Origin of the sequence: Actinomadura rugatobispora, from assembly GCF_042656285.1 — a bacterium.
Classification (GTDB): Bacteria; Actinomycetota; Actinomycetes; order Streptosporangiales; family Streptosporangiaceae; genus Spirillospora; species Spirillospora rugatobispora.
In genome coordinates this window covers 1-535 of the sequence record NZ_JBHSON010000323.1, presented here as the reverse complement: position 1 = coordinate 535, position 535 = coordinate 1, and the positions used below count along the sequence as shown (strand labels likewise).

1 protein-coding gene is annotated in these 535 nt (G+C 44.7%); it reads left to right on the top strand.

Features of this window, described 5'->3' with window-relative positions; translation table 11 throughout:
* On the top strand, nt 1-250 hold a 250-nt coding region (locus tag ACFPZN_RS56610), incomplete at its 5' end, for a hypothetical protein (protein WP_378293776.1).
* Between the last annotated feature and the right edge of the window lie 285 nt (nt 251-535).

The following is a 535-nucleotide window of genomic DNA, read 5'->3' as shown; positions in this document are numbered from 1 at the left end:
GATTGGGAAAAGTTCGGCGATAAAACTGGCTGATGCGCTAGGGGTCAGCCTTGAGTGGGTCCTCGGACAAGAAGTTAATGAAAAAGATGGGTTGAAAGCGGATGAACAAAGATTGCTTGAGCTCTATCGTCAGTTACCTGATGATGACGAAAAGCAAAACTTTTTGAGAATCATATCCCTCCGCCTGAAAGAACTTGATGCAATATATGAGAAGTATATGAAGGGACGTATCAGATTTGGCGAGGATTGAGGTAACTTGATGACTTGTTTTTGCCTCAAATAATTACGTCTGAATCCAATCAATGGTATACGTTCACTGACCAAAACCCTTGTACCTAGAAAGCCTTCGGGCTTTAAATGGAAATTTAACGAGTGGCTAAAACAGACGATTACCTTCCAAGCCAAGCTGAGGTAGATCAAGTCCTGTACTGCGTGAAGATAGTCAACTTCTCGGGAGTAAAGTGGGGGCCGAAACCACCGCCAGACAGACCGTTGATGTGGCTACAGATGCATGTTGTCCCCACTGACACGGATG